This is a genomic window from Cupriavidus oxalaticus, from assembly GCF_038900635.1.
Classification (GTDB): domain Bacteria; phylum Pseudomonadota; class Gammaproteobacteria; order Burkholderiales; family Burkholderiaceae; genus Cupriavidus; species Cupriavidus oxalaticus_B.
The window spans coordinates 1-20,377 of sequence record NZ_JAYMRX010000015.1; the positions used below are offsets into that span (position 1 = coordinate 1).

The 20,377-nt window shown below is 62.5% G+C and carries 13 protein-coding genes and 4 tRNA genes; all 17 read left to right on the forward strand.

Features of this window, described 5'->3' with window-relative positions:
• Positions 1-366: 366 nt before the first annotated feature.
• Positions 367-452: transfer RNA gene (locus tag VSR71_RS21820), tRNA-Tyr, on the forward strand.
• 51 nt (positions 453-503) lie between these two features.
• A tRNA-Gly gene (locus tag VSR71_RS21825) sits at positions 504-577 on the forward strand.
• Positions 578-617: 40 nt separating this feature from the next.
• A tRNA-Thr gene (locus VSR71_RS21830) sits at positions 618-692 on the forward strand.
• A gap of 46 nt (positions 693-738) precedes the next feature.
• Complete coding sequence (tuf, locus tag VSR71_RS21835; RefSeq protein WP_342915933.1) at positions 739-1,929, forward strand: elongation factor Tu; 1,191 nt, start codon at positions 739-741, stop codon at positions 1,927-1,929.
• Positions 1,930-2,013: 84 nt separating this feature from the next.
• Positions 2,014-2,089 (forward strand) — tRNA-Trp (locus VSR71_RS21840).
• A gap of 59 nt (positions 2,090-2,148) precedes the next feature.
• Entirely contained in the window at positions 2,149-2,529 is a 381-nt protein-coding gene (gene secE, locus VSR71_RS21845) for a preprotein translocase subunit SecE (RefSeq protein WP_029049797.1), read from the forward strand.
• 10 nt (positions 2,530-2,539) lie between these two features.
• Positions 2,540-3,121 carry a transcription termination/antitermination protein NusG gene (gene nusG / locus VSR71_RS21850; RefSeq protein WP_342915934.1) on the forward strand — a complete coding sequence of 194 codons (582 nt, stop codon included), beginning with the start codon at positions 2,540-2,542 and terminating at the stop codon, positions 3,119-3,121.
• 161 nt (positions 3,122-3,282) lie between these two features.
• Positions 3,283-3,714 (forward strand): 50S ribosomal protein L11, encoded by a 432-nt coding sequence (gene rplK, locus VSR71_RS21855; RefSeq protein WP_010810467.1) that lies wholly within the window; start codon positions 3,283-3,285, stop codon positions 3,712-3,714.
• On the forward strand, positions 3,715-4,410 hold the full coding sequence (gene rplA, locus VSR71_RS21860; RefSeq protein ID WP_342915935.1) for a 50S ribosomal protein L1: 696 nt from the start codon (positions 3,715-3,717) through the stop codon (positions 4,408-4,410). It abuts the gene before it with no gap.
• Positions 4,411-4,817: 407 nt separating this feature from the next.
• Positions 4,818-5,339: a 50S ribosomal protein L10 gene (gene rplJ / locus VSR71_RS21865; RefSeq protein WP_116338086.1), complete on the forward strand. Its 522-nt coding sequence runs from the start codon at positions 4,818-4,820 to the stop codon at positions 5,337-5,339.
• A 69-nt stretch (positions 5,340-5,408) separates the two neighbouring features.
• On the forward strand, positions 5,409-5,783 hold the full coding sequence (gene rplL, locus VSR71_RS21870) for a 50S ribosomal protein L7/L12 (protein ID WP_010810464.1): 375 nt from the start codon (positions 5,409-5,411) through the stop codon (positions 5,781-5,783).
• Positions 5,784-6,211: 428 nt separating this feature from the next.
• On the forward strand, positions 6,212-10,318 hold the full coding sequence (rpoB, locus tag VSR71_RS21875; RefSeq protein ID WP_342915936.1) for a DNA-directed RNA polymerase subunit beta: 4,107 nt from the start codon (positions 6,212-6,214) through the stop codon (positions 10,316-10,318).
• A gap of 114 nt (positions 10,319-10,432) precedes the next feature.
• The gene (gene rpoC / locus VSR71_RS21880; protein WP_342915937.1) at positions 10,433-14,680 is read left to right on the forward strand and encodes a DNA-directed RNA polymerase subunit beta'; all 4,248 of its coding nucleotides are present in this window, start codon (positions 10,433-10,435) and stop codon (positions 14,678-14,680) included.
• Between the two features lie 186 nt (positions 14,681-14,866).
• Complete coding sequence (recQ, locus tag VSR71_RS21885) at positions 14,867-16,714, forward strand: DNA helicase RecQ (protein ID WP_342915938.1); 1,848 nt, start codon at positions 14,867-14,869, stop codon at positions 16,712-16,714.
• A 350-nt stretch (positions 16,715-17,064) separates the two neighbouring features.
• Entirely contained in the window at positions 17,065-17,442 is a 378-nt protein-coding gene (gene rpsL / locus VSR71_RS21890; protein ID WP_010810460.1) for a 30S ribosomal protein S12, read from the forward strand.
• A gap of 228 nt (positions 17,443-17,670) precedes the next feature.
• Complete coding sequence (rpsG, locus tag VSR71_RS21895; protein WP_010810459.1) at positions 17,671-18,141, forward strand: 30S ribosomal protein S7; 471 nt, start codon at positions 17,671-17,673, stop codon at positions 18,139-18,141.
• A gap of 117 nt (positions 18,142-18,258) precedes the next feature.
• Positions 18,259-20,367: an elongation factor G gene (gene fusA, locus VSR71_RS21900; protein ID WP_029049804.1), complete on the forward strand. Its 2,109-nt coding sequence runs from the start codon at positions 18,259-18,261 to the stop codon at positions 20,365-20,367.
• Positions 20,368-20,377: the final 10 nt, after the last annotated feature.

Sequence of the window (20,377 nt, forward strand, 5' to 3'; positions counted from 1 at the left end):
CGAACAGGTCCGTGAAACGACTCCGCGCCGATGATAGTGCGGATTACCCGTGTGAAAGTAGGTCATCGCCAGGCTCTTATTGTGCAAAACCCCTCGACAGCGTTCGCTGCGAGGGGTTTTTGCTTTGTCCCGCCGGGCTTACATGGTGTCGCGAAGACCCGCCAGGCCGCTCCAGAGCCTCCAGGAGCCGCGCCGCGAAGCCCCTATAGGGTGAGAACGTAGCAATCTAAGCTGCGCTTGTGGGAGCGATCAGGCGGCACCTAGCGCCACGCTGGAACGCCTTCCCTGGCTTGGCCAAGTACAGAGTCCGCAACGGAAAGTGCTTGACAGGCAAGGTGAATAGCCCCATAATCGATAGTTCTCTGCGGAGAGGTGCCCGAGTGGCTAAAGGGGGCAGACTGTAAATCTGTTGGCTTACGCCTACGCTGGTTCGAATCCAGCCCTCTCCACCAGAATGCAAGACAGCAGCCGGCAATGCCGGTGAAGAAGTAGGAAAGAACCGGGCGGGTGTAGCTCAATGGTAGAGCAGAAGCCTTCCAAGCTTACGACGAGGGTTCGATTCCCTTCACCCGCTCCAAGTCGCGCGGTTGCTGTCATAAAGTAGTACGTCTAGTTTCGCCCATGTGGCTCAGTGGTAGAGCACTCCCTTGGTAAGGGAGAGGTCGGCAGTTCGATCCTGCCCATGGGCACCAAACACCACCGCACTGGCAACATCGCTACCGAGACAGGAGTCGCGCAATGGCAAAGGAAAAGTTCGAGCGGACCAAGCCGCACGTGAACGTTGGTACGATTGGTCACGTTGACCATGGCAAGACCACGCTGACGGCAGCGATCGCCACGGTGCTGGCTGCGAAGTTCGGCGGTGCCGCCAAGAAGTACGACGAAATCGACGCAGCGCCGGAAGAGAAGGCACGCGGTATTACCATCAATACCGCCCACGTCGAGTACGAGACGGCCAACCGCCACTACGCGCACGTTGACTGCCCGGGCCACGCCGACTACGTGAAGAACATGATCACGGGTGCCGCCCAGATGGACGGCGCGATCCTGGTGTGCTCGGCCGCTGACGGCCCGATGCCGCAAACGCGCGAGCACATCCTGCTGGCCCGCCAGGTCGGCGTGCCGTACATCATCGTGTTCCTGAACAAGTGCGACATGGTGGACGACGCTGAACTGCTCGAGCTGGTCGAGATGGAAGTTCGCGAACTGCTGTCGAAGTACGAATTCCCCGGCGACGACACCCCGATCATCAAGGGTTCGGCCAAGCTGGCACTGGAAGGCGACAAGGGCGACCTGGGCGAGGAAGCCATCATGCGCCTGGCCGACGCGCTGGACACCTACATCCCGACGCCGGAGCGTGCCGTTGACGGTACCTTCCTGATGCCGGTGGAAGACGTGTTCTCGATCTCGGGTCGCGGCACCGTGGTGACCGGCCGTATCGAGCGCGGCGTGGTGAAGGTCGGCGAAGAAATCGAAATCGTCGGTATCCGCCCGACCGTGAAGACCACCTGCACCGGCGTGGAAATGTTCCGCAAGCTGCTGGACCAGGGCCAGGCTGGCGACAACGTCGGTCTGCTGCTGCGCGGCACCAAGCGTGAAGACGTCGAGCGCGGCCAGGTGCTGTGCAAGCCGGGTTCGATCAAGCCGCACACCCACTTCACCGGCGAGGTGTACATCCTGTCGAAGGACGAAGGCGGCCGTCACACCCCGTTCTTCAACAACTACCGCCCGCAGTTCTACTTCCGTACGACCGACGTGACCGGCTCGATCGAGCTGCCGAAGGACAAGGAAATGGTCATGCCGGGTGACAACGTGTCGATCACCGTCAAGCTGATCGCCCCGATCGCCATGGAAGAAGGCCTGCGCTTCGCTATCCGTGAAGGCGGCCGTACCGTCGGCGCCGGCGTCGTGGCAAAGATCCTCGACTAAGCTGTTCGATAGCGAACGCGGCACCAACCGGCCGCGTTCGTTGCCAGAAGAGGGTTGGCGCAAGCGCCGGCTCTCAGTAGTTCTAGGGGTATAGCTCAACTGGCAGAGCGTCGGTCTCCAAAACCGAAGGTTGGGGGTTCGATTCCCTCTGCCCCTGCCAAATCAATCAGCCGCGTCGCGAGGAACAATCGTGACGCGGCTTAGTCTCGTTTGCGAAACATGGCCAATCCCAATGTTGAAACCGTAAACGCCAACAGCGGCAAGTGGATGCTCGGCGTCGCGGTGCTGCTGGTGGTTGCCGGCGTCATCGGTTTCTATGCACTCGCACAGCAACCGTCTTATGTACGTGGCGCTGCGCTGTTCGGCGGTATTGCACTGGGTGTCGTCGTTGCACTGGTGTCGGCACCGGGCAAGGACTTCATTGGGTTCGCCAAAGAATCGTATCGGGAAGTTCGCAAGGTCGTCTGGCCGACGCGCAAGGAATCCGGGCAGATGACGGGGCTGGTCTTCGTCTTTGTCGTCATCATGGCACTGTTCCTGTGGTCGGCGGACAAGCTCATCGAGTGGATCGTGTTTTCGCTTGTACTGGGCTGGAAATAAGAGGTAGCACATGACGGATAACGCTCAGCAGGAAACCACCGCGCCGGAATTGCCTTCGTCGAAGAAGCGCTGGTATGTCGTTCACGCCTACTCCGGTATGGAGAAAAGCGTGCAGCGCGCGCTGCAGGAGCGCATCGAGCGCGCCGAGATGCAGGACAAATTTGGCCGCATCCTGGTGCCTTCCGAAGAAGTCGTGGAAATCAAGGGCGGCCACAAGTCGGTCACCGAACGCCGTTTCTTCCCGGGCTACGTGCTGGTGGAAATGGAAATGACCGACGAGACCTGGCATCTGGTGAAGAACACCAGCAAGGTCACCGGTTTCGTGGGTGGCGCTCGCAACCGCCCGAGCCCGATTTCGCAGCGCGAAGTCGACAAGATCATGACCCAGATGCAGGAAGGGGTCGAGAAGCCGCGTCCCAAGACGCTGTTCGAAGTGGGCGAAATGGTGCGCGTCAAGGACGGCCCGTTCACCGACTTCAACGGCAACGTGGAAGAAGTGAACTACGAGAAGTCGCGCCTGCGCGTCTCGGTCACGATCTTCGGGCGCGCTACGCCGGTCGAGCTCGAGTTCGGCCAGGTCGAGAAGGTTTAAGGAATTTGCCGGTTGTCGGCCGAAAGGCGGCAACTGGCAACGGCAGCGCCCCAGGGCGTTGCCAAAGAGGAGCGTGAGGCCGTGCCACCGGTGCGGCGACAGCGCGTTACGACTCAACAGGATCGCAACCCCTTCATGGGGCGATCCGGATTGGAGTAGAAATGGCCAAGAAGATCATTGGCTTTATCAAGCTGCAGATTCCGGCTGGTAAGGCAAATCCCTCCCCGCCCGTTGGTCCCGCACTGGGTCAGCGTGGTCTGAACATCATGGAGTTCTGCAAGGCGTTCAACGCCCAGACCCAAGGCATGGAGCCTGGTCTGCCGGTGCCGGTGGTGATTACCGCCTTCGCCGACAAGAGCTTCACCTTCGTGATGAAGTCGCCGCCGGCGACCGTGCTGATCAAGAAGGCAGCCGGCATCACCAAGGGTTCGCCGAAGCCCCATACCGACAAGGTTGGCAAGATCACCCGCGCCCAGGCTGAAGAAATCGCCAAGGCCAAGAACGCTGACCTGACCGCCGCCGACCTGGACGCCGCCGTGCGTACCATCGCCGGTTCGGCTCGTTCGATGGGCATCACCGTGGAGGGTCTGTAAATGGCTAAGGTTTCCAAGCGCGTCGCCGCCAACAAGGCGAAGATCGAGCGTACCAAGTTCTACCCGATCGACGAGGCCCTGGGCCTGGTGAAGGGCTGCGCCTCGGCGAAGTTCGACGAGTCGATCGACGTGGCCGTGCAACTGGGCATCGACGCCAAGAAGTCGGACCAGGTGGTTCGTGGTTCCGTGGTGCTGCCCGCCGGTACCGGCAAGTCGGTGCGCGTGGCTGTGTTCGCCCAGGGCGAGAAGGCCGAGGCCGCCAAGGCCGCCGGTGCTGACATCGTCGGCATGGAGGACCTGGCTGAGCAAGTCAAGGCCGGCAACCTGAACTTCGACGTCGTGATCGCTTCGCCGGACACGATGCGTATCGTTGGTACGCTGGGCCAAATCCTGGGCCCGCGCGGCCTGATGCCGAACCCGAAGGTTGGCACCGTGACCCCCGACGTGGCCCAGGCCGTGAAGAACGCCAAGGCCGGTCAGGTCCAGTTCCGTGTCGACAAGGCCGGTATCATCCACGCCACCATCGGCCGTCGTTCGTTCGAAGACACCGCGCTGAAGAGCAACCTGTCGGCGCTGCTGGAAGCGCTGGTCAAGGCCAAGCCGGCTACCAGCAAGGGCGTGTACCTGCGCAAGATCGCCGTCTCGTCGACCATGGGCGTTGGCGTGCGCGTCGACCAGGCCACGCTGGCTGCCTGAACTGACGGCAGCGTGCTGACCGGAACCCGATAACAACTGGTCGGCTGAAAGAATTGAAGGTCCTCGCCGAGGCGGGGATCGGCTCCGGACCGCGAGGAATGGAGCAAGGCTTTGGGCAGTGGTGCCCGCAAGGCGCGCAAGCGCTGGCGGCACCGCTGGTTATCAAAGACCGCTGGTGTCCTTGTCCGCGGCAATGATGCGGAAAGGGCTTAATCGGTCGGAACGTGCGGGAAGGCTTCCAAGCCTGAGCGACGTCTTCCGGCCAGCCAGCGCAGATGGCGCACCCGAAGGGGTTGAAGCAACCGGGCACTGACCCGGCTGATTCGGGCCAATCGGACGCCGTTCGTTTGTGCTGACGTGAAGGCTCCGGTATTGCCGGAGACACAGCGTCATTTTGGAGCTTAACCGTGCCACTCAATATTGAAGATAAGAAGGCCGTCGTTGCTGAGGTCTCGGCGCAAGTCGCCAAGGCCCAGACCATCGTCGTCGCCGAATATCGCGGCATTGCGGTTGGCGATCTGACCAAGCTGCGTGCTGCCGCTCGCCAGCAAGGCGTGTACCTGCGTGTTCTGAAGAACACGCTGGCTCGCCGTGCCGTCGAAGGTACGCCGTTTGCAGGCCTCGCAGAGCAGATGACCGGTCCGCTGATCTACGGTATTTCCGAAGATGCAGTGGCCTCGGCCAAGGTTCTCAACGACTTCGCCAAGACCAACGACAAGCTGGTCCTGCGCGCCGGGTCGTATGACGGCAAGGTTCTCGACGCTGCCGCCGTGAAGGCGCTGGCCTCGATCCCGACCCGCGACGAACTGATTGCTCAGCTGCTGGGCGTGATGCAGGCACCGGTGTCGGGCTTCGCCCGTCTGCTGGCTGCCCTGGCCGCCAAGAACGCCGAAGGTGCTCCCGCGGAAGCGGAAGCCGCCGGCGCCTAAGGCAACCCAGGCCGCGCATCGAAAGATCGCATTACCGATACCGAATCAAATCTAGTAGGAGTATTTCAAATGGCAATCACCAAAGACGACATCCTGGAAGCCGTTGGCGCGATGTCCGTGATGGAACTGAACGACCTGGTCAAGGCGTTCGAAGAGAAGTTTGGCGTGTCGGCTGCTGCCATGGCCGTGGCTGCTGCTCCGGGCGCTGGCGGTGCCGCCGCTGCTGAAGAGCAGACCGAGTTCAACGTGATCCTGGCCGAAGTCGGCGCCAACAAGGTTGGCGTGATCAAGGCCGTTCGCGAAATCACCGGTCTGGGCCTGAAGGAAGCCAAGGACCTGGTCGATGGCGCACCGAAGCCCGTCAAGGAAGGCGTGGACAAGGCCGCTGCTGCCGAAGCCAAGAAGAAGCTGGAAGACGCCGGCGCCAAGGTCGACGTCAAGTAATGCTGTATTCGCGTGCCCTTGCGGCACGCGAATGGGGCTGGCAAAGGGAAATTCCCGGCGCCAGCCTTTTTGCGCTTGTGCGATTGTGTTTTAGTCACCACTCTGCACAGCGGCAAAGTTGCAAGAAGTGATGTTTGCGAGTCCCGGCAGCACTTGATTTGCCGGCAACTCAGCAGAGGCCAAACATCAGTGGCACACTAAGTGGTTGCTGCTGATGTTTGTCTTCTGAACCGACTGCAGAAGACAAGTTTGGTCGGGTGTCCCCCGGGCGAGTACAGGCGTTGCGCTGATGCGACGACCACACCGCCCGCAGCGTGCGGACACCGTCAGCCAGAGGTTGGTAGCGGCCAACCGCCAAATCCCCTCCCAGTCGCTGAACACCTCAGGCACGGCCAGGTCCAGCCGTCCTGCGATGATTCGGAGATCCCATGGCGTACAGCTTCACCGAAAAGAAGCGCATTCGCAAAAGTTTTGCGAAGCGCGCGACGGTACATCAGGTTCCATTCCTGCTTGCCACTCAGATTGAATCCTACACTCAGTTCTTGCAAGCGGAAACGCCGACCGCGCGTCGCAAGAGCGAAGGCCTCCAGGCCGCTTTCAACGCAATCTTCCCGATCTCCTCGCATAACGGGCTTGCCCGTATGGAGTTCGTCTCGTACCACCTGTCCAACCCGCCGTTCGACGTCAAGGAATGCCAACAGCGTGGCCTGACCTTCCACTCGGCCCTGCGCGCGAAGGTTCGCCTGATCATCAACGATCGCGAGAACCCGGGCAAGGTCAAGGAAGTGAAGGAGCAGGAAGTCTACATGGGTGAGATCCCCTTGATGACTTCCACCGGTTCGTTCGTGATCAACGGCACCGAGCGTGTCATCGTCTCGCAGTTGCACCGCTCGCCGGGCGTGTTCTTCGAGCACGACAAGGGCAAGACCCACAGCTCGGGCAAGCTGCTGTTCTCGGCACGTATCATCCCCTACCGCGGTTCGTGGCTGGACTTCGAATTCGACCCGAAGGACATCCTGTACTTCCGCGTCGACCGCCGCCGCAAGATGCCGGTGACGATCCTGCTGAAGTCGATCGGCCTGACCCCGGAACAGATCCTCGCGCACTTCTTCGTGTTCGACAACTTCACGCTGCAGTCGGAAGGCGCGCAACTGGAGTTCGTGCCCGAGCGCCTGCGCGGTGAAGTCGCGCGCTTCGACATCGCCGACAAGAACGGCCGCGTGGTGGTCGAGAAGGACAAGCGGATCAACGCCAAGCATATCCGCGACCTGGACTCGGCCGGCACCAAGCTGATCAGCGTGCCGGAAGACTACCTGCTGGGCCGCGTGCTGGCCAAGAACATCATCGACCCGGATACCGGCGAGGTGATCGCCAACGCCAACGACGAGCTGACCGAAACGCTGCTGGAAAACCTGCGCGAAGCCGGCGTCAAGCAGATCCAGACCCTGTACACCAACGACCTGGACCAGGGCCCGTACATGTCGCAGACCCTGCGCGTGGACGAGACCGCCGACCAGACCGCCGCGCGTATCGCGATCTACCGCATGATGCGCCCGGGCGAGCCGCCGACCGAGGAAGCCGTGGAAGCGCTGTTCCAGCGCCTGTTCTACAGCGAAGAGTCGTACGACCTGTCGCGCGTTGGCCGCATGAAGGTCAACAGCCGCCTGGGCCGCCCCAGCGGTGAAGGCGCCATGGTGCTGCAGGACGAGGACATCCTCGAGACCATCAAGATCCTGGTCAACCTGCGCAACGGCAAGGGCGAGGTCGATGACATTGACCACCTGGGCAACCGTCGCGTGCGTTGCGTCGGCGAGCTGGCCGAGAACCAGTTCCGCGCCGGCCTGTCGCGCGTGGAGCGTGCCGTCAAGGAACGTCTGGGCCAGGCCGAGACCGAGAACCTGATGCCGCACGACCTGATCAACTCGAAGCCGATCTCGTCGGCGATCCGCGAGTTCTTCGGTTCGTCGCAGCTGTCGCAGTTCATGGACCAGACCAACCCGCTGTCCGAGATCACGCACAAGCGTCGTGTCTCCGCACTGGGCCCGGGCGGTCTGACCCGCGAGCGCGCCGGCTTTGAAGTCCGCGACGTGCACCCGACCCACTACGGCCGCGTGTGCCCGATCGAAACGCCGGAAGGTCCGAACATTGGTCTGATCAACTCGCTGGCACTGTATGCGCGCCTGAACGAGTACGGCTTCCTGGAAACCCCGTACCGCAAGGTCGAGAACAGCAAGCTGACCGACCAGGTCGACTACCTGTCCGCGATCGAGGAAGGCAAGTACGTGGTGGCGCAGGCCAACGCGACCGTCGACGCCGACGGCAACCTGACCGACGAACTGGTGTCGGCGCGTGAAGGCTCCGAGCGTGAAACCCGTATGGTGACGCCGGACCGCGTGCAGTACATCGACGTGGCGCCGTCGCAGATCGTGTCGGCCGCTGCCTCGCTGGTGCCGTTCCTGGAACACGATGACGCGAACCGTGCACTGATGGGCGCGAACATGCAGCGTCAGGCCGTGCCTTGCCTGCGTCCGGACAAGCCGCTGGTCGGTACCGGCATCGAGCGCACCGTTGCGGTCGACTCGGGTACTGCCGTGCAGGCGATGCGTGGCGGCGTGGTCGACTATGTCGACGCAATGCGTATCGTGATCCGCGTGAACGACGACGAAGCCGTGGCCGGCGAAGTCGGCGTGGACATCTACAACCTGATCAAGTACACGCGCTCGAACCAGAACACCAACATCAACCAGCGTCCGATGGTCAAGGTTGGCGATATCGTTGCCCGCAACGATGTGATCGCCGACGGCGCCTCGACCGACCTGGGTGAACTGGCACTGGGCCAGAACATGCTGGTGGCGTTCATGCCGTGGAACGGCTACAACTTCGAGGATTCGATCCTGATCTCGGAGCGTGTGGTGGCCGAAGACCGCTATACCTCGATCCACATCGAGGAACTGTCGGTCGTTGCCCGCGACACCAAGCTGGGACCTGAGGAAATCACGCGCGATATCTCGAACCTGGCCGAAGCCCAGCTGGCTCGCCTGGACGAGTCGGGCATCACCTACATTGGCGCCGAGGTCGAAGCCGGCGACGTGCTGGTGGGCAAGGTCACGCCGAAGGGCGAGACCCAGCTGACTCCGGAAGAGAAGCTGCTGCGCGCGATCTTCGGCGAGAAGGCTTCGGACGTGAAGGACACCTCGCTGCGCGTGCCGTCGGGCATGAGCGGCATCGTGATCGACGTCCAGGTCTTCACCCGCGAAGGCGTGACCCGTGACAAGCGTGCCCAGTCGATCATCGACGACGAACTGAAGCGTTACCGCCTGGACCTGAACGACCAGCTGCGTATCGTGGAAGGCGATGCCTTCCAGCGTCTGGAGCGCCTGCTGATCGACAAGACCGTCAACGGCGGTCCGAAGAAGCTGGCCAAGGGCGCCAAGATCACCAAGGAATACCTGGCTGACGTCGACAAGTACCACTGGTTCGACATCCGTCCGGCGGACGAGGAACTGGCTGCCCAGCTGGAAGCCGTCAAGGAAGCCATCGAGCAGAAGCGCCACGAGTTCGACCTGGCTTTCGAAGAGAAGCGCAAGAAGCTCACGCAGGGCGACGAACTGCCGCCGGGCGTGATCAAGATGGTCAAGGTGTACCTGGCCGTCAAGCGCCGCCTGCAGCCTGGCGACAAGATGGCAGGCCGTCACGGCAACAAGGGTGTCGTGTCCAAGATCACCCCGATCGAAGACATGCCCTACATGGCCGACGGTACCCCCGCCGACATCGTGCTGAACCCGCTGGGCGTGCCTTCGCGGATGAACGTGGGCCAGATTCTCGAGACCCACCTGGGCTGGGCCGCGCGCGGTCTGGGCGAGCGCATCGGCAACATGCTGAAGGCGCAGGCCAAGGCAGCCGAAGTGCGTAACCTGCTCACGCAGATCTACAACGAGAGCGGCAAGGTCGAAGACCTCGACAGCCTGTCGGATTCGGAAGTCCTGGAACTGGCCGACAACCTGAAGAAGGGCGTGCCGTTCGCGACGCCGGTGTTCGATGGTGCGCATGAGGATGAAATCCGCCGCATGCTGGACCTCGCCTATCCGGAAGAGATCGCGAAGGAAAAGGGCCTGACCGCCTCCAAGCAACAGGTCACGCTGTTCGACGGCCGCACCGGCGAAGCGTTCGAGCGTCCGGTCACGCTGGGTGTGATGCACATGCTGAAGCTGCATCACCTGGTCGATGACAAGATGCACGCACGTTCCACCGGCCCATACTCGCTGGTGACGCAGCAGCCGCTGGGTGGTAAGGCGCAGTTCGGTGGCCAGCGTTTCGGTGAGATGGAAGTGTGGGCACTGGAAGCCTACGGCGCGTCCTACGTGCTGCAGGAAATGCTGACGGTCAAGTCCGATGACGTGAACGGCCGTACCAAGGTGTACGAAAACATCGTCAAGGGCGAGCACTCGATCGACGCCGGCATGCCGGAATCGTTCAACGTGCTGGTGAAGGAAATCCGCTCGCTGGGTATCGACATCGACCTCGATCGCTACTGATCGAGCCGATGCGGGTGCCGGCTGCGGCCGGCACTCACCAGCGCAGGATTTCCCACAGAATGAATGCCACCGATCCGGACAGACTCCGGGACGGTGGCGAAACAAGGAGTTGCAATGAAAGCATTGCTCGATCTCTTTAAGCAGGTACAGCAGGAAGAGCAGTTCGACGCGATCAAGATCGGCCTGGCCTCGCCCGAGAAGATCCGTTCGTGGTCGTACGGCGAAGTGAAGAAGCCGGAAACGATCAACTACCGTACGTTCAAGCCGGAACGCGACGGCCTGTTCTGTGCCAAGATCTTTGGCCCGATCAAGGACTACGAGTGCCTGTGCGGCAAGTACAAGCGCCTGAAGCACCGTGGCGTGATCTGCGAGAAGTGCGGCGTTGAAGTGACGCTGGCCAAGGTGCGCCGCGAGCGCATGGGCCACATCGAACTGGCCGCGCCGACCGCGCACATCTGGTTCCTGAAGTCGCTGCCGTCGCGCCTGGGCATGGTCCTGGACATGACGCTGCGCGACATCGAGCGCGTGCTGTACTTTGAAGCATTCGTGGTGATCGAACCCGGCATGACCCCGCTCAAGAAGAGCCAGATCATGTCCGAAGACGACTACCTGGCGAAGTGCGACGAGTACGGCGAGGGCGAGTTCGTCGCCATGATGGGTGCCGAGGGCATCCGTGAACTGCTGCGCGGCATCGACATCGAGAAGCAGATCGAACAGATCCGCGCCGAGCTGCAGGCCACCGGCTCCGAAGCCAAGATCAAGAAGTTCGCCAAGCGCCTGAAGGTGCTCGAGGCCTTCCAGCGTTCGGGCATCAAGCCCGAGTGGATGATCCTCGAAGTGCTGCCGGTGCTGCCGCCCGAGCTGCGCCCGCTGGTGCCGCTGGACGGCGGCCGCTTTGCGACCTCGGACCTGAACGACCTGTATCGCCGCGTCATCAACCGTAACAACCGCCTGAAGCGCCTGCTGGAGCTGAAGGCGCCCGAGATCATCGTGCGCAACGAAAAGCGCATGCTGCAGGAAGCGGTTGACTCGCTGCTGGACAACGGCCGTCGCGGCAAGGCGATGACCGGCGCCAACAAGCGTCCGCTGAAGTCCCTGGCCGAAATGATCAAGGGCAAGGGCGGCCGGTTCCGTCAGAACCTGCTGGGCAAGCGCGTCGACTACTCGGGCCGTTCGGTCATCGTGGTGGGCCCGACGCTCAAGCTGCACCAGTGCGGCCTGCCCAAGCTGATGGCGCTCGAGCTGTTCAAGCCGTTCATCTTCCACAAGCTGGAAACGATGGGCATCGCCACCACCATCAAGGCGGCGAAGAAGGAAGTCGAAAGCCAGACCCCGGTGGTGTGGGACATCCTCGAAGAGGTGATCCGCGAGCACCCGGTAATGCTGAACCGTGCGCCGACGCTGCACCGCCTGGGCATCCAGGCGTTCGAGCCGGTGCTGATCGAAGGCAAGGCCATCCAGCTGCACCCGCTGGTCTGCGCGGCGTTCAACGCCGACTTCGACGGTGACCAGATGGCTGTCCACGTCCCGCTGTCGCTGGAAGCGCAGATGGAAGCCCGCACCCTGATGCTGGCCTCCAACAACGTGCTGTTCCCGGCTAACGGCGACCCGTCGATCGTGCCGTCGCAAGACGTGGTGCTGGGTCTGTACTACACGACCCGCGACAAGATCAACGGCCGCGGCGAGGGCATGACCTTTGCCGACATCAGCGAAGTGATCCGCGCTTACGAGAACAAGGAAGTCGAACTGGCTTCGCGCGTGAACGTGCGTATCACCGAGTATGAGCTGGTCGACAAGGACGCTGAAGGCGACGCCCGTTTCGCACCCAAGGTCACGCTGCAGGCTACCACGGTCGGCCGCGCGATCCTGTCCGAGATCCTGCCGAAGGGCCTGCCGTTCTCGGTGCTGAACAAGCCGCTCAAGAAGAAGGAAATCTCGCGCCTGATCAACACTGCGTTCCGCAAGTGCGGCCTGCGCGAGACCGTGATCTTCGCCGACAAGCTGCTGCAGTCGGGCTTCCGCCTGGCAACCCGCGCCGGTATCTCGATCGCGATCGACGACATGCTGGTGCCGCCCGCCAAGGAAAAGATCATCGCCGAGGCCTCGGCCAAGGTGAAGGAATACGACAAGCAGTACATGTCGGGTCTGGTGACCGACCAGGAACGCTACAACAACGTCGTTGACATCTGGGGCGCCGCCGGCGACCAGGTGGGCAAGGCGATGATGGAGCAGCTCCAGCACGAAGACGTGGTCGACCGCGAAGGCAGGACCGTGAAGCAAGAGTCGTTCAACTCCATCTACATGATGGCCGACTCGGGCGCACGGGGTTCCGCCGCGCAGATCCGCCAGCTGGCCGGCATGCGTGGCCTGATGGCCAAGCCGGATGGCTCGATCATTGAAACGCCGATTACGGCGAACTTCCGTGAAGGCCTGAACGTTCTGCAGTACTTCATCTCGACCCACGGTGCCCGTAAGGGTCTGGCGGATACGGCACTGAAGACCGCGAACTCGGGTTACCTGACCCGTCGTCTGGTCGACGTGACCCAGGATCTGGTCGTGGTGGAAGACGATTGCGGCACCTCCAACGGCGTGGCCATGAAGGCCCTGGTCGAAGGCGGTGAAGTGATCGAAGCCCTGCGCGACCGTATCCTCGGCCGCGTGACCGTGGCCGACGTGGTGAACCCGGAAACCCAGGAAACCGCGATCGAATCCGGCACGCTGCTGGACGAAGACCTGGTCGAGCTGATCGACAACATCGGCGTGGATGAAGTCAAGGTCCGCACCCCGCTGTCGTGCGACACGCGCTACGGCCTGTGCGGCAAGTGCTATGGCCGCGACCTGGGCCGCGGCGTGCTGGTGAACTCCGGCGAAGCGGTGGGCGTGATTGCCGCCCAGTCGATTGGTGAGCCGGGCACGCAGCTGACCATGCGTACGTTCCACATCGGTGGTGCTGCATCGCGTGCGGCAGTGGCATCGAGCGTGGAAGCCAAGGCGACCGGTACCGTGCGTTTCACGGCGACCATGCGTTACGTCACCAATGCGAAGGGCGAACTGATCGTCATCTCGCGTTCGGGCGAGGCGCTGATCACCGACGACCATGGCCGCGAGCGCGAGCGCCACAAGATCCCGTACGGCGCCACGCTGCTGGTGCAGGACGGCCAGGCGATCAAGGCTGGCACGCAGCTGGCCACTTGGGACGCGCTGACTCGCCCGATCGTTTCGGAATACACCGGTACGACCAAGTTCGAGAACGTTGAAGAAGGCGTGACCGTCGCCAAGCAGATGGACGAAGTGACGGGCCTGTCGACCCTGGTGGTGATCGACGCCAAGCGCCGCACGGCTGCAACCAAGGGCATCCGCCCGCAGGTGAAGCTGCTCGACGCCAACGGCCAGGAAGTAAAGATCCCGGGCACGGACCACTCCGTGACCATCGGCTTCCAGGTCGGCGCGCTGATCACGGTGAAGGACGGCCAGCAGGTGCACGTGGGTGAAGTGCTCGCGCGTATCCCGACCGAATCGCAGAAGACCCGCGACATTACCGGTGGTCTGCCGCGAGTGGCCGAGCTGTTCGAAGCGCGTTCGCCGAAGGATGCCGCCGTGCTGGCGGAAGTCACCGGCACGACCTCGTTCGGCAAGGACACCAAGGGCAAGCAGCGCCTGGTCATTACCGACCTGGACGGCAATGCCCACGAGTTCCTGATCGCGAAGGAAAAGCAGGTGCTGGTGCACGACGGCCAGGTGGTGAACAAGGGCGAAATGATCGTGGAAGGTCCGGCGGACCCGCACGACATCCTGCGCCTGAAGGGCATCGAAGAGCTGGCGCACTACATCGTGGACGAAGTGCAGGACGTGTACCGACTGCAGGGCGTGAAGATCAACGACAAGCACATCGAGGTGATCGTTCGCCAGATGCTGCGTCGTGTGCAGATCGTCGATGTGGGCGACACCAAGTTCATCCCGGGTGAACAGGTGGAGCGTTCGGAACTGCTCGACGAGAACGACCGCGTGATCGCCGAAGGCAAGCGTCCGGCAACCTACGAGAACCTGCTGCTGGGTATTACCAAGGCGTCGCTGTCTACCGACAGCTTCATCTCGGCGGCATCGTTCCAGGAAACCACGCGCGTGCTGACCGAAGCCGCGATCATGGGCAAGACCGACGACCTGCGTGGTCTGAAGGAAAACGTGATCGTCGGCCGTCTGATCCCGGCCGGTACCGGCCTGGCCTACCACCGTGCCCGCAAGGCACGCGAGGCCTCCGAGCGCGAACGCGCCCAGGCGATCGCCGAAGAAGAGCAGTCGCTCTTCATCGAGCCGACGCCGGTGGTGCAGGCGACGACCGAGGGTGAAGGCGACAACGCCTGATCTTGCAGTAGTGAATGCCCGCCGCAAGGCGGTCGAAAGCCCGGCTGATCCAGCCGGGCTTTTTTTACGTCCGCACGTGGCGTGACCTTTCGTGAGAAACGTCGGAGAGTTTGCCCGCCAGGCGCGGTGGCCGGGTCCCTTAGTGGTAAGGTTACGGCTTTTCCGGCTTCAGCAATTCCGCAGTCCATGTCGCAAGCACTGGCGATCCTCAAGGATGTCTTCGGCTACCACGCCTTCCGCGGGCGCCAGGCCGAGATCATCGACCACGTTGCCGAAGGCGGCGACAGCCTGGTGCTGATGCCAACCGGCGGCGGCAAGTCGCTGTGCTACCAGATTCCGGCACTGCTGCGCCAGCGCACAGGGCAGGGCGTCGGCATCGTGGTATCGCCGCTGATTGCGCTGATGCAGGACCAGGTCGCCGCGCTGACCGAAGCGGGCGTGCGAGCCGCGGTACTGAATTCGACGCTGACCGGTTCGGAAGCGTCCGCCGTCGAGCGCGACCTTCTGGCCGGCAGGGTGGAGATCCTCTACGTCGCACCCGAGCGGCTGATGACGCCGCGCTTCCTCGACCTGCTCGAGCGTACCCGCGTCGGACTGTTCGCCATCGACGAGGCGCATTGCGTATCGCAGTGGGGCCATGATTTCCGGCCGGAGTACATCCAGCTGTCGGTGCTGCACGAACGCTTCCCGTACGTGCCGCGCATCGCGCTGACCGCTACCGCCGACGCGCTGACGCGCAACGAGATCATCGAGCGGCTGGCGCTGGACGACGCCCGCGTTTTCATCTCCAGCTTCGACCGGCCCAATATCCGCTACCGCATCGTCGAGAAGGACAATGCGCGCCAGCAATTGCTGGCCTTTATCAAGGCTGAGCACACCGCGGGCGACGGTACCCATGACAGCGGCATTGTCTACTGCCTGTCGCGCAAGAAAGTGGAAGAAACAGCGGCGTGGCTGCAAGGGCATGGCATCAATGCGCTGCCCTATCACGCGGGCATGGATGCCGCCATCCGCCAGCGCCATCAGGCACGCTTCCGAGAAGAAGAAGGGATCGTGATGGTGGCGACGATCGCGTTCGGCATGGGGATCGACAAGCCCGACGTGCGTTTCGTCGCGCACCTGGACCTGCCCAAGAGCATGGAGGGCTACTACCAGGAAACCGGCCGCGCCGGCCGCGACGGGTTGCCCGCCAATGCCTGGATGGCCTACGGCCTGGGCGACGTGGTGCAGCAGAAGCGCATGATCGACGAGTCCGAGGCGGACGAGGCGTTCAAGCGCGTGTCGTCGTCCAAGCTCGATGCGCTGCTGGGTTTGTGCGAGACCGCCGGCTGCCGGCGCCAGCGCATCCTTGCGTACTTCGACGAAGCCAGCGAGCCCTGCGGCAACTGCGATACCTGCCTGGAGCCGCCGGCCACCTGGGATGGCACGCGCGAGGCGCAGATGGCGCTGTCATGCGTGTACCGCACCGCGCAGGCAAGCCGCATCCACTTCGGTGCGACCCACCTGGTCGACGTGCTGCGCGGCAATACCTCGGAGAAGATCAAGCAGTGGGGCCATGACAAGGTATCGACCTTCGGCATCGGCAAGGACCGTTCGGTGCATGAGTGGCACACGGTCTTCCGCCAGCTGATCGCCCAGGGCTTGCTGATGATCGACCATGGCGGCCACGGCGCACTGCTGCTGGGCGAACGCGCGCGCGAAGTGCTCAAGGGCGAGCGACAGATCATCCTGCGGCGCCAGGCTGCCAAGCCGGGCAAGTCCGGCGAACGCGCGGCGCGCGGCAACCGCATCGACCATACCGCGGACATGGATGCCGACACGCTGGCCAACTGGGAGGCGCTGCGCCGCTGGCGCACCGAGGCCGCGCGCGAGCACGGCGTACCGGCCTACGTGATTTTCCATGACGCCACGCTGGCCGAACTGGCGCGCACTGCGCCGGACTCGCTGTCGGCAATGCAAGGCATTCCCGGGATTGGTGCATCCAAGCTGGAGCGCTACGGGCAGGGCATCCTGGACACGCTGCGCGCGGTCTAGTCCCCAGCCCAGCCAATGCGTATACCAATTGGGTATACGGCTTGACGGTATACGAAACCGCTGCTACGATGCCAGATTCGAGTTTTTGGCTTTGGATTTCGCTCGCCCGTCGGATAAGTGGCTTTCATGCCGCTGCTGGCGCAAGCCTTCCGGACCGGTTTTGATGGACCGGTGGCGGCAGACGCGGGATCCGGGTGCCGGCTCGCGCTCTTTGGCATGCTGTTACCGCACAGTCCCGTCTCCAGAGCGCGTCCGCTCATCTCTCCCGCCCAAAAACTCGTAGTTGCCTCTCCAGCCTGGCGCATGCCGGCGCGAGGGGCGTTTTTCGTAAAACCAAGCTGGATTGAACAATGCCAACTATCAACCAACTGGTTCGCAAGCCGCGCGTCTCTGAAGTCGTCAAGAGCAAGAGCCCGGCGCTTGAGAACTGCCCCCAGCGCCGTGGTGTGTGCACCCGCGTGTACACCACGACGCCGAAGAAGCCGAACTCGGCACTGCGTAAGGTCGCCAAGGTGCGCCTGACCAACGGTTTCGAAGTCATTTCGTACATCGGCGGTGAAGGCCACAACCTGCAGGAACACTCGGTCGTGCTGATCCGCGGCGGCCGTGTGAAGGATCTGCCGGGTGTGCGTTACCACATCGTCCGTGGCTCGCTCGACCTGCAAGGCGTGAAGGACCGCAAGCAGGCCCGTTCGAAGTACGGCGCGAAGCGTCCGAAGGCGGCCTAAGCTTAGGGTGCCTGGGTCCGAAAGACCCGAAGAAGCAACAACCGATAGCCTGTGGCGCAAGTCATGGTGCTGTCACCAGGCGGCGGTACAACGGAGCGCCTTTTTGGCAACCGTGCCGTCGAGTAAGTGGTCACCCGGCGAATTTGCTGTCTACTGCATGCAAGCTAGTTGGTGGCCGGAGAGCGGAAACAACTGACCGCGCTCTCAACTGAATCTAAAGGAAATAAGATGCCACGTCGTCGTGAAGTCCCCAAGCGGGATGTTCTGCCTGATCCGAAGTTCGGCAACGTTGAAGTTGCCAAGTTTATGAACGTGCTGATGCTGGACGGCAAGAAGTCGGTTGCCGAACGTATCGTCTATGGCGCGTTCGACCAGATCGAAAAGAAGGCAGGCAAGGCCCCCATCGAAGTGTTCTCCGTTGCCATCAACAACGTGAAGCCGGTGGTGGAAGTGAAGAGCCGTCGCGTGGGCGGCGCCAACTATCAGGTTCCGGTCGAAGTTCGTCCGTCGCGTCGTCTGGCATTGGCGATGCGTTGGCTGCGCGAGGCCGCGAAGAAACGCAGCGAGAAGTCGATGGCGCTGCGCCTGGCAGGTGAGCTGCTGGAAGCATCGGAAGGCCGTGGCGGCGCGATGAAGAAGCGCGACGAAGTGCACCGCATGGCCGAAGCCAACAAGGCGTTCTCGCATTTCCGCTTCTAAGCGCGCGATAGCGTTTGTTGGTTGCCGGGCGGGCTGTGTTTTTACACATCTCGCCCGTTTGTGTTAGGGGCGCAGGCCATGAGATGTCGGCGCCTCACGGACGAATAGAGGATTAAAGTGGCTCGTAAGACTCCTATTGAGCGCTACCGCAATATCGGTATTTCGGCTCACATTGACGCGGGTAAAACCACCACGACCGAGCGGATCCTGTTCTACACCGGTGTGAACCACAAGATCGGTGAAGTCCATGATGGCGCGGCCACCATGGACTGGATGGAGCAGGAGCAGGAGCGCGGCATCACCATCACGTCTGCTGCGACCACCGCCTTCTGGAAGGGCATGGGCGGCAACTACCCCGAGCACCGCTTCAACATCATCGACACCCCGGGCCACGTGGACTTCACCATCGAGGTGGAGCGTTCCATGCGCGTGCTGGACGGCGCGTGCATGGTGTACTGCGCGGTGGGTGGCGTGCAGCCGCAGTCCGAGACCGTTTGGCGTCAGGCCAATAAGTACAAGGTGCCGCGTCTGGCGTTCGTCAACAAGATGGACCGTACCGGCGCGAACTTCTTCAAGGTCTACGACCAGCTGAAGACCCGCCTGAAGGCCAACCCGGTGCCCGTCGTGGTGCCGATCGGCGCTGAAGACGGCTTCCAGGGCGTCGTCGATCTGCTGGAAATGAAGGCGATCGTTTGGGACGAAGCCAGCCAGGGCGTGAAGTTCGAATACCAGGACATCCCGGCTGAGCTGCAAGCCACCGCTGACGAATGGCGCGAGAAGATGGTCGAGTCCGCCGCCGAAGCCAGCGAAGAGCTGATGGAAAAGTACCTGGGCGGCGAAGAGCTGACCCGCGCCGAGATCGTCAAGGCGCTGCGTGACCGTACCATCGCCTGCGAAATCCAGCCGATGCTGTGCGGCACCGCGTTCAAGAACAAGGGCGTGCAGCGTATGCTCGACGCCGTGATCGACTTCCTGCCGTCGCCGGTCGACATTCCGCCGGTTACGGGCACGGACGAGGACGACAGCGAGAAGAAGCTCGAGCGCAAGGCTGACGACAACGAAAAGTTCTCGGCACTGGCGTTCAAGATCATGACCGACCCGTTCGTTGGTCAGCTGATCTTCTTCCGCGTCTACTCGGGCAAGATCAATTCGGGCGACACCGTGTACAACCCGGTCAAGAGCAAGAAGGAACGCCTCGGCCGTATTCTGCAGATGCATGCCAACCAGCGCGAAGAAATCAAGGAAGTGCTGGCCGGCGACATCGCCGCTGCGGTGGGTCTGAAGGACGCCACCACGGGCGACACGCTGTGCGATCCGGCTGCCCCGATCGTGCTCGAGCGCATGGTGTTCCCGGAGCCGGTGATCTCGCAGGCTGTCGAGCCGAAGACCAAGGCTGACCAGGAAAAGATGGGCATCGCCCTGAACCGCCTGGCCGCTGAAGATCCGTCGTTCCGCGTGCGTACCGATGAAGAATCGGGTCAGACCATCATTTCGGGTATGGGCGAGCTCCACCTCGAAATTCTGGTCGACCGCATGAAGCGCGAATTCGGCGTGGAAGCCAACATCGGCGCGCCGCAGGTGGCCTACCGCGAAACCATTCGCAAGACGGCCGAAGGCGTCGAGGGCAAGTTCGTCAAGCAGTCGGGCGGCCGCGGCCAGTACGGTCACGCTGTGATCACGCTGGAACCGCAAGAGCCGGGCAAGGGCTTCGAGTTCATCGACGCCATCAAGGGCGGTGTGATTCCTCGCGAATACATCCCGGCGGTCGAAAAGGGTATCGTCGACACGTTGCCGAACGGTATCCTGGCTGGCTTCCCGGTGGTGGACGTGAAGGTCACGCTGACGTTCGGTTCGTACCACGACGTGGACTCGAACGAAAACGCGTTCCGCATGGCCGGCTCGATGGCTTTCAAGGAAGCCATGCGCAAGGCCAGCCCGGTTCTGCTCGAGCCGATGATGGCCGTGGAAGTGGAAACGCCGGAAGACTACACGGGTACCGTGATGGGCGACTTGTCGTCCCGCCGCGGCATCGTGCAGGGCATGGACGACATGGTGGGCGGCGGCAAGATCATCAAGGCCGAAGTCCCGCTGTCGGAAATGTTCGGTTATTCCACGTCGCTGCGCTCGGCCACGCAAGGCCGCGCGACGTACACCATGGAATTCAAGCACTACGCAGAGGCACCGAAGAACATCGCCGAAGCCGTGATGACGGCCAAGGGCAAGTAATAAAAGCTTT

What these genes read in the sequence shown, in the direction of transcription:
- tuf (WP_342915933.1), top strand. Translation starts at nt 739, where the DNA reads ATGGCAAAGGAAAAGTTCGAGCGGACCAAGCCGCACGTGAACGTTGGT.
- secE (WP_029049797.1), top strand. Translation starts at nt 2,149, where the DNA reads ATGGCCAATCCCAATGTTGAAACCGTAAACGCCAACAGCGGCAAGTGG.
- nusG (WP_342915934.1), top strand. Translation starts at nt 2,540, where the DNA reads ATGACGGATAACGCTCAGCAGGAAACCACCGCGCCGGAATTGCCTTCG.
- rplK (WP_010810467.1), top strand. Translation starts at nt 3,283, where the DNA reads ATGGCCAAGAAGATCATTGGCTTTATCAAGCTGCAGATTCCGGCTGGT.
- rplA (WP_342915935.1), top strand. Translation starts at nt 3,715, where the DNA reads ATGGCTAAGGTTTCCAAGCGCGTCGCCGCCAACAAGGCGAAGATCGAG.
- rplL (WP_010810464.1), top strand. Translation starts at nt 5,409, where the DNA reads ATGGCAATCACCAAAGACGACATCCTGGAAGCCGTTGGCGCGATGTCC.
- rpoB (WP_342915936.1), top strand. Translation starts at nt 6,212, where the DNA reads ATGGCGTACAGCTTCACCGAAAAGAAGCGCATTCGCAAAAGTTTTGCG.
- rpoC (WP_342915937.1), top strand. Translation starts at nt 10,433, where the DNA reads ATGAAAGCATTGCTCGATCTCTTTAAGCAGGTACAGCAGGAAGAGCAG.
- recQ (WP_342915938.1), top strand. Translation starts at nt 14,867, where the DNA reads ATGTCGCAAGCACTGGCGATCCTCAAGGATGTCTTCGGCTACCACGCC.
- rpsL (WP_010810460.1), top strand. Translation starts at nt 17,065, where the DNA reads ATGCCAACTATCAACCAACTGGTTCGCAAGCCGCGCGTCTCTGAAGTC.
- rpsG (WP_010810459.1), top strand. Translation starts at nt 17,671, where the DNA reads ATGCCACGTCGTCGTGAAGTCCCCAAGCGGGATGTTCTGCCTGATCCG.